This is a genomic window from Methylomagnum sp., assembly GCF_054333355.1.
The window spans coordinates 1-8,383 of record NZ_JBTEKS010000192.1 but is presented as its reverse complement, the minus strand read 5'-3'; the positions used below and the strand labels follow the sequence as shown (position 1 = coordinate 8,383).

General features: G+C 64.8%; 9 protein-coding genes. 8 read left to right on the top strand and 1 reads right to left on the bottom strand.

Annotated elements, in window-relative coordinates; translation table 11 throughout:
- The 5 genes from ACXWUF_RS14255 to ACXWUF_RS14235 form a co-directional block, all read left to right on the top strand.
- Positions 1-2,236, top strand: a 2,236-nt coding sequence (locus ACXWUF_RS14255) for a PAS domain-containing protein (RefSeq protein ID WP_458495312.1), incomplete at its 5' end; no start/stop codon positions are given.
- A gap of 84 nt (positions 2,237-2,320) precedes the next feature.
- On the top strand, positions 2,321-2,566 hold the full coding sequence (locus ACXWUF_RS14250) for a ribbon-helix-helix domain-containing protein (protein WP_458495311.1): 246 nt from the start codon (positions 2,321-2,323) through the stop codon (positions 2,564-2,566).
- A 106-nt stretch (positions 2,567-2,672) separates the two neighbouring features.
- On the top strand, positions 2,673-2,987 hold the full coding sequence (locus ACXWUF_RS14245) for a PIN domain-containing protein (protein ID WP_458495313.1): 315 nt from the start codon (positions 2,673-2,675) through the stop codon (positions 2,985-2,987).
- A gap of 43 nt (positions 2,988-3,030) precedes the next feature.
- Positions 3,031-3,798: a Nif3-like dinuclear metal center hexameric protein gene (locus ACXWUF_RS14240; RefSeq protein ID WP_458495310.1), complete on the top strand. Its 768-nt coding sequence runs from the start codon at positions 3,031-3,033 to the stop codon at positions 3,796-3,798.
- 199 nt (positions 3,799-3,997) lie between these two features.
- Positions 3,998-4,867 carry a GNAT family N-acetyltransferase gene (locus ACXWUF_RS14235; protein WP_458495309.1) on the top strand — a complete coding sequence of 290 codons (870 nt, stop codon included), beginning with the start codon at positions 3,998-4,000 and terminating at the stop codon, positions 4,865-4,867.
- 304 nt (positions 4,868-5,171) lie between these two features.
- Here ACXWUF_RS14235 and ACXWUF_RS14230 read toward each other — a convergent pair whose 3' ends face one another.
- The gene (locus tag ACXWUF_RS14230) at positions 5,172-5,822 is read right to left on the bottom strand and encodes a uracil-DNA glycosylase family protein (protein ID WP_458495308.1); all 651 of its coding nucleotides are present in this window, start codon (positions 5,820-5,822) and stop codon (positions 5,172-5,174) included.
- Between the two features lie 164 nt (positions 5,823-5,986).
- On the opposite strand from ACXWUF_RS14230, the gene ACXWUF_RS14225 reads away from it, so the two are divergent.
- From ACXWUF_RS14225 to ACXWUF_RS14215, 3 genes are all read left to right on the top strand, one after another.
- Entirely contained in the window at positions 5,987-6,481 is a 495-nt protein-coding gene (locus ACXWUF_RS14225) for a SixA phosphatase family protein (RefSeq protein WP_458495307.1), read from the top strand.
- A gap of 156 nt (positions 6,482-6,637) precedes the next feature.
- Positions 6,638-8,176 (top strand): alginate export family protein, encoded by a 1,539-nt coding sequence (locus ACXWUF_RS14220; protein WP_458495306.1) that lies wholly within the window; start codon positions 6,638-6,640, stop codon positions 8,174-8,176.
- Between the two features lie 21 nt (positions 8,177-8,197).
- On the top strand, positions 8,198-8,383 hold a 186-nt coding region (locus ACXWUF_RS14215), incomplete at its 3' end, for a substrate-binding domain-containing protein (RefSeq protein ID WP_458495305.1).

Sequence of the window (8,383 nt, the reverse complement as noted above, 5' to 3'; positions counted from 1 at the left end):
GCTGGACCGGGAGTTCCGCTTCCTGCGCATCAACGAGCGCTTGGCGGAGATCGACGGCGCCTCCGTGGCGGCTCACTTGGGCCGCACCGTCCGGGAGATGCTGCCCAGCCTGGCCGACTCGCTCGAACCCGTTTACCGGCGGGTCATTGGGATGGGCGAGTCGGTGCAGGAAATGGATTTGCGCGGCGAGACGCCGGGGCAGCCGGGCGTCACGCGGGATTGGGTGGCGAGTTACGTGCCGGTGCTAGGCGCCGACGGCGCGATTCTCGGCGTCGGCTGCGTGGTGACGGAAGTCACCGCCCGCAGACGGGCGGAGGCGGCGCTCCGCGAGAGCGAGACGCACCTCGCCATCACCCTGGAAAGCGCCGACCTCGGTTCCTGGCACTGGAGCATTCATAACGGCGTGATGCGCTTCAACCGGCGCTGGGCGGAAATGCTGGGGTATCAGCCGGAGGACATCGCGCCCTGCGTATCGTCCTGGAAGAAGCTCATCCACCCGGACGACCTGCCCCTGGTGATGGACGCGCTGGGCGACCACCTGGCGGGCCGCTGCGCCATCTATCGCAGCGAGCATCGGCTGCGGACCAGGCATGGCGATTGGTTGTGGGTGCTGGATTGCGGCCAAGTCTACGAGCGCGACGGGGAGGGGCGGCCCACGCGGGCGGCGGGGGTTCACATCGACATCAACGAGCGCAAGCAGGCCGAGGCGGCGCTGCACGAAAGCGAGGAGCGGCTGAACCTCGCCCTGATCGCGGCGCACATGGGCGTGTGGGAATGGAATCTCCTGACCGGCCAGTTGTTCTGGTCGCCCGAGTGCTATGCCTTGTTCGGCGTCGCGGAGTTCGACGGCTGGATGGCGAACTTCTCGGCGCTGATCCATCCCGAGGACAAGCCCCATGTCATGGACGAGGTGGACCGGGCCATCGCCGAGCGCGACACCCTCGCGGCGGAGTTCCGCGCCATCCGGCCCGGCGGGGACACCATCTGGATCGCCAGCCTGGCCAGGGCGGATTACGACGACGACGACGGCAGGCCGGTGCGCATGGTGGGCATTTTCCAGGACATCACCGAGCGCAGGGCCATCGAGCAGGCGCTGCGGGAGGCCGACCGCCGCAAGGACGAGTTCCTGGCGATTCTGGCCCACGAGCTGCGGAACCCGCTGGCGCCGATCCGCAACGGGTTGCAAATCATGCGGCGGGTTGGCCACGATCCCGACGCCTTGCAGCGGGCGCGGGGCATGATGGAGCGGCAGGTGGCGCACATGGTCCGGCTCATCGACGACCTGCTCGACCTGAGCCGCATCAGCCGGGGCAAGATCGAGCTGCACAAGGAGCGGATGGAGTTGGGCACCCTGGCGCGGCAGGCGGCGGAGACCTGTCAGTCCTTGTTCGTTCAATGCGGCCACGAGCTGTGCCTTGATGTGCCGCCCGAGCCAATCTTCGTCGAGGCCGACCCGACCCGGCTGGCCCAGGTGTTGTCCAACCTGCTGAACAACGCGGCCAAATACACCGAGCATGGGGGTTTCATCGAATTGACGGTGCGGCGGCAGGACGGCGAGGCCACGGTGAGCGTCAAGGACAACGGCATCGGCATCCCGCCCCATCTGCTGTCCAAGGTGTTTGAGATGTTCACCCAGGTGGACCAGTCCCTGGAAAAGGCCCAGGGCGGGCTGGGCATCGGGCTGAGCTTGGCGAAGCAGCTCATGGCCTTGCATGGCGGGACCATCGAGGCCCGCAGCGAGGGCAAGGCCAAGGGGAGTGAGTTCGTCGTCCGCCTGCCGGTCCCGGAGCCGTCGGAATCCAGTCCATCCATGCCGGAGGCGGGCGGGCCGGCGGGGGCCACGGGCTGCCGCCGGGTGCTGGTGGTGGATGACAACCTGGATGGCGCCGCCAGTTTGGCGGCGCTGATCGAAATCCTCGGGCACGAGGTCCGCGCCGCCCACGACGGGCTGGAAGCCATCGCCGTGGCGGAGGCATTCCGGCCCGAGTTGATTTTGTTGGACATCGGGATGCCCCTCTTGAATGGCTACGACGCCTGCCGCCGGATGCGCCGGGAGCCTTGGGGCCAGGGCATCGTCATCGCCGCGTTGACCGGCTGGGGCCAGGACGAGGACAAGCGGCTGTCAAAAGAGGCGGGCTTCGACCATCACTTGGTCAAGCCGGTGGACCCGCTGGCGGTGGAGGAATTGCTGGCGGGGCTGTCCAAGGGGGCTACGCGGGCGGAGCGTCCGGGATGAATAAATCGGTACGGTTGGACTCGCTCCTCATGCCGGCCCTGCTTGCTACCATAAGCGCTAGACTCATTTTGCGAAGAGGCTGACATGCACAAGACAACGCTTTATTTCGATGACGACATAGCGCAAAGCCTGCGCGAGCGAGCCAATGCCGAAGGCCGGGGTCAAATGGAGATCATACGCGATGCGATATTGAGCTATTTACGGCAGCCGGATGAGCGCGAGGTCAAGCCTGGGTTGCCACCGGGGGTGGGGGTTTATCGGAGTGGGCGCTCGGACGTTTCAGCACAGGCTGAAAATATCCTTCGTGCGGCGGCGAGACAGCCGAAATGAGGGTGATCGCCGACAGTGGCGCGCTGTACGCGCTTTACGATGCCGATGACGCGCATCACAAAGCCGTTTGCCGGGCCTTTAACAGCTTACGCGGGCCACAGTCGTCATTCCGGTGGTTATTCTGGCCGAGGTGGATTATCTCCTTCGGGAATTCTTGGGCGTGGAGGCCGAACTCGACTTTTTACGCGGGATTACCGAGGGCATATATCAGCTCGAACCCTGCCAGATTTCCGACATCGAGCGTTGCAGTGAATTGATTGAGCTTTACCGGGATTTAGATATTGGCCTCGCCGACGCCATGGTCGCTGCGGCTGCCGAACGCTTGAACACCAAAATTATCTTGACGGTTGATGAGCGGGATTTTCGAGCAATCAAGCCCAAAACAGGCTTCTTCACCTTGCTGCCATTCGACCAAGTTTGAACAAAACGGGATGTGTTTTCCCTCGCCAACCGAGAGCCACACCATGAGCACCACCCGCTACGCCCTGCACCGCTTCCTGACCGAACTCCTCAAGCCCCAGGAGTTCTCCGACTACTGCCCCAACGGCCTGCAAATCGAAGGGACGGAAGCCATCGACCGCATCGCCTTCGCCGTGTCCGCCACCGCCCATTCGGCCCTGGTGTCCGCCGAGTATCACGCCCAGGCGCTGATCGTGCATCACGGCCTGTTCTGGAAGTTCCACGGCCCGAAGACCCTGACCGGACCCTTCGCCCGGCGGGTGTTCCCGCTGGTGCGCCACCACATCAACCTGTTCGCCTACCACCTGCCGCTGGACGCCCACCTGGAAGTGGGCAACGCCGCCAGTCTGGCGCGGTTGCTGGGCATGACCGATTTGCAGCCCTTCGGCGACCACGAGGGCAGCCCCGCCGGCGTCAAGGGCAAGCTGCCCGAACCCTTAAGCGCCGCCGACCTGCGGGACCGCCTGAGCAAGGCGCTGAACCACGCGGTGCTGCTGGCCTCGCCCGAGGAACACATCCTGGTGCGCAGCGCCGGGATCATCACCGGCGGCGCCAACCGGGATTGGCCGCAGGCGCTCAAGGACGGGCTGGACGCCTACATCACCGGCGAGATGAGCGAACACGATTGGCACGAGAGCCGCGAGGCCGGGCTGCACATGTACGCGGGCGGGCACAGCGCCACCGAGCAATTCGGCATCCAAGCCCTGATGGAGCGGGTGCAAAAAGCCTTCGACGTGGAATGCTTCTTCATCCCCAGCGACAACCCGGCGTGAAGCCGTGGGTGCGGCCGCTTTTCCCTCTCGCCGTTGGGAGAGGGCGGGGTGAGGGTGTTAAAAGGGAGTTCTTCCTCCGAGAACCCCATATCCGCCATCACGGCAAAGAGGCGGAGGCCAAATCCTTTGTTTCGATACCCTCACCCCAACCCTCTCCCAACGGCGAGAGGGGGATAGCGCGATTATCCCCACCCGACCCATGACCGAAGCCGCCCGCCCCACCTACCAACTCCTGATCGAACTGGCCGAACCCGCCCGCGTCCAGGTGGGGCGGTTGGGTGCGTTCGATTTTCCCGCTGGCCGCTACGTCTACACCGGCAGCGCCAAGCGCCACCCGGAGGCCCGCCTGGCCCGGCATCTTTCCGCCACCAAGCGCTTGCACTGGCACATCGACTACCTGCTGGCCGCGCCCGGTGCCCGCGTGGCCGGGACGCTGCGCTTCGAGGCGGCGGAATGCCGCGTCAATCAGCGCACGGATGGGCGGGTTTTGGTGCCCGGCTTCGGGGCCACCGATTGCCGGGCGGGTTGCGGGAGCCACCTGAAATTCTTAAGCGCCGTGGATTCCCCGTGGGGCGCGACGCCCGCCGCGCCCCATGATGTCGAAGCCATCGCCGCCATGGCCCTGGATATTTCCCGGCGTTGCTACTTGCCGCAGGTGTTGACCGAAACCGAGGTGGAGGTTTTCTGGCGGCTGGCCTACCGGCCCGAGGCGTTGCGGGCCGACATGGCGCGGGGCGCGGTGTACGAGTGGATCGAGGCGGGCGGACGGGCCATCGGCTTCCTGGCCTACCGGGTGGAGTCCGACGGGCCACGGCTGCGGCTCGGCAAGCTGTACGTCCTGCCGGAATACCAGGGCCGGGGCGTCGGCGCTTGGGCCTTGGCCCGCGTGAAGGCCATCGCCGGGGCGTTGGGCGTGCGGGAGATTTATCTCTATGTGTTCAGGCGGAACGAACGGGCCGTCCGCGCCTATCGCCGGGCTGGATTCGTCATCGCCAGGGCCGAAGTGACCGAATGCGAGGGGGGCTTCCGGTACGACGATTACGTGATGAGTTATGCGCTCGATCCTTAAGGCTTCGACCCATCATTACTCGGGGCTTGCTTCAATTTGGCGCGAACGGAAAATTACTGGGCCTTGTTTGATCTTTCGGGCTTGCATTTCGCCGCCAGAATTGATCCGGTCCCGCCGGGGATTTCATCCACAGAACCTGTGGATAAGTTTGTGGAATACGCTTTGGAAACGGGCCGAAATCCCCGGAATCCGGGGGCTGTCATCAAATTGATAAGATTTTCGCCAAGCCATAAGTCGTCATAAAATCAATGACTTAACGTAAGTCCGTGATTTTTAATGGAACGCGGGCGGCCAAAAATGCTTGTCAAGCTCCTTTGTGCAAAACTTGTGGGGAATGCTGTGTGGAGCCGCTTATATCTTGCCAAGCGGGGTGTTCGCCGATAAGCCGCAAGGCAGCGCCCAGCAAGGTTTTGCCCGGTTCTTGCCGATGCCAGGGCGACGCACCGGAGGGGTGCGGCAGGGGAATGATGTCCGCCTCGAAGCCCTGCCAAGTGAGCCGGTGGCCGTGACCGACCACCCCGTCCAGTTTGTCCACCGCCATGAACTGACGGATCGCCAGCTTGCCCACGGGAATGACCAGACGGGGCCGCAGCAGCCGGAATTCGGCCCGCAGCCACACCGAGCAACGGTCGATTTCCTCCGGGGCGGGCACCCGGTCGCCGCCCTTGGGGTTCTTGCCCGGAAAGCAGCGACACACCGCCGCCATGTAGACGCGCTGCCGGAATTCCGCCTCGCTCAAGCCAATCCCGGCGAACCAGCGGAACAGCGTCTTGCCCGCCGTCCAGGCGAAGGGCTTGCCGAAGCTGCCCTCCTTGGCCCCCGGCGCTTGGCCCACCAGCAGGACCGGCGAGGGCACCGGCGGGCCGGTGACGACGGGGCCGATCATTAAAGGGCAACGGGCGCAGGCGGTGAGGGCGGCTTGATGGAGGCTCAGGGCGCGGCGGGTTTCTTCCATTCGGAGGACTCGGGGTGATGGCTAAAGGGGGGAAACATACCGTGGATTTCGGAGCGCGGCCATCCTGGCCGCGTGCGGGCGGGACGCCCGCGCTCCTGTGTGGGCGGGCAATCTCGCGCCACGACTCTAAACTTGTGGGTATAAAAGCCGCCGGAGCCGCCGCCATGAAAAACCTCGTCATCATCCGCCACGCCAAATCCAGTTGGGACGATCCCACCACCGCCGACATCGACCGCCCGCTGAACAAGCGCGGCAAGCGGGATGCGCCATTCATGGGCAGCCTCCTGAAATTCCGGGGGCTTCCACCCGACCACATCATCAGCAGCCCGGCCAAGCGGGCGCTGAAAACCGCCCGGCTCATCGCGGCGGAAGTGGGCTACGATCCCGAAGCCATCGACATCCGGGACCGCATCTACATGGCGAGCGTGCCGACCCTCGTCGAATTGGTTCAAGGGCTGGATGACGCCTGGGAGCGGGTTTACCTGTTCGGCCACAACCCGGACTTGACCGATCTGGTCAACCGGCTGGCCGGGGAGACCATCGCCAACGTTCCGACCTGCGGCGTCGCCTCCGTCGAGTTCGAGGTGGATTCCTGGAGCCACATCATGGCCGGGGCCGGACGGCTGGCGTTCCTCGACTATCCCAAGCGGCATCGTTGAATCCCCCGGAAACGGTCTATTCCTGCCGCGTTTGGCAATCGGCTGTTCAGGTAGGTTTACCCAGAAACCGCTATTACCTATTATGAATAACGAATAAGGGCGGCGAATCTTCCCGATAGCCGACCGCCGCGTAACCGCCGCCGAACCCGAACAACAATGCCAACTTCCCGTCCCATTCTCTCTGTGGTCGCCTCGCTCCTAGCGTTGCCACCCTTCACCGTCTCGCTGGCGGGTTCTAGCGCAGGCCAGAGCGAAAAACCCGCCGCTTCGCCATCGGCGACGGACCCAAGCCCAAATCAAACGACCAAAACCGCCGCGCCGAAACCCAACCGTCCACGCCCGTCGCTCACCGCCTTCGGCAGCCAGCGGCGGGACTGGCTGGCCGGCGAACGCTTCGACTGGCCGGAACTCAACGCGAAGAAGGCGCTGCGCCTGCCCGACTGGCTATCCATGACCTTCGAGCAGCGGACCCGCTACGAAACCATGGACGCCGCCTACGCCAAGGGCCAGAAGGGCAGCCAATACCAGATTCCGCTACAGACCGTGCTGTGGCTGGAGGCCCATTACGAAGGATTCCGGGCCGGGGTGGAGTTCTGGGACGCCCGCCAGTTCGGCGCGGACAAGACATCGACCCTCACCAACACCATGGTGGATGTGGCCGACTTCCCGCAAATCTACGGCGCCTGGGGCACCGCCAACCTCCTGGGCAGCGGGCTGGGCTTCGAGGCCAAGGGCGGACGCCAAACCCTGGACCTCGGCAGCCGCCGGCTGGTGGCCCGCAACGCCTTCCGCAACACCACCAACTCGTTCACCGGCCTGTCCCTACGGCTGCGCGACGGGCAAGGCCATTGGCAGGTGCAAGCCTTCGCCACCCAGCCGGTGCGGCGGTTGCCCGAGAAGCAGGGCTTGCTGAACAACGACTACGCCTGGGACCAGGAGCAGGAGGGCACCATCTTCACCGGGTTCATCGCGGAAACCGGCCAGTTGCCCTTTGGCAGCCGGGGCGAGCTATACCTGTATTACCTACAGGAAGACGCCGCCAGCCCCAAGCACCGCCAGTTGTTCACGCCGGGCTTTCGCTTGTTCCGTCAGCCCAGGCCGGGCGAGCTGGATTATGAGGTGGAAAGCATCGCCCAGGCGGGCCGCGCCCGCGACAGCGCCACGGCACCGGATTTGGATGTGGAGGCCTTCTTCGAGCATGTCCAGATCGGCTACACCTTCGATCTGCCTTGGTCGCCCCGGCTGCTGGCCCAGTATGATTACGCCAGCGGCGGCACCGACAACAACGGCCAGATCAGCCGCTCCTTCGACACGCTGTACGGGGCGCGGCGCTGGGAATACGGCCCAACCGGCATCCTCGGCGCCTTCGCCCGCAACAACATCAACTCGCCGGGCTATCGGCTCTTCCTCACGCCCCGCAGCGATGTGAACTTTTACGCGGCGCACCGGCTGTTCTGGCTGGCGGATTCCACGGCGGCCTGGCAGCCGGCCAATTTGCAGGACAAGACCGGCCAGTCCGGCGATTTCGTGGGGCATTTGGTGGAGGTGTCGGGCCGCTGGGACGCCCATCCGAACCTGTCGCTGGAGGCGGGCTGGGCCACGCTCATCAAGGGCGGCTTCGCCCGTAACGCGCCCGGCGCCCCGCCGGCGGACAACGTTAATTATTACTACGTGCAGTCGATGCTGCGGTTTTAGCCTTACCTTTGGAGTGCCCCTATGATTGGAATCCTCAAGCACGCGCTGCTGCTGTTGGCCTTGTCCGTCCAGCCGGTCCTGGCCGGTTCCCTGACGGTGGCCGCCGCCACCGATCTCAAATTCGCCATGGACGACTTGGTGAAGGACTTTGGAGCATCCCATCCCGGCACGAAGATTGATGTGGTGCTGGGTTCCTCCGGCAAGTTC

What these genes read in the sequence shown, in the direction of transcription:
- ACXWUF_RS14240 (WP_458495310.1), top strand. Translation starts at nt 3,031, where the DNA reads ATGAGCACCACCCGCTACGCCCTGCACCGCTTCCTGACCGAACTCCTC.
- ACXWUF_RS14250 (WP_458495311.1), top strand. Translation starts at nt 2,321, where the DNA reads ATGCACAAGACAACGCTTTATTTCGATGACGACATAGCGCAAAGCCTG.
- ACXWUF_RS14230 (WP_458495308.1), bottom strand. Translation starts at nt 5,822, where the DNA reads ATGGAAGAAACCCGCCGCGCCCTGAGCCTCCATCAAGCCGCCCTCACC.
- ACXWUF_RS14220 (WP_458495306.1), top strand. Translation starts at nt 6,638, where the DNA reads ATGCCAACTTCCCGTCCCATTCTCTCTGTGGTCGCCTCGCTCCTAGCG.
- ACXWUF_RS14235 (WP_458495309.1), top strand. Translation starts at nt 3,998, where the DNA reads ATGACCGAAGCCGCCCGCCCCACCTACCAACTCCTGATCGAACTGGCC.
- ACXWUF_RS14225 (WP_458495307.1), top strand. Translation starts at nt 5,987, where the DNA reads ATGAAAAACCTCGTCATCATCCGCCACGCCAAATCCAGTTGGGACGAT.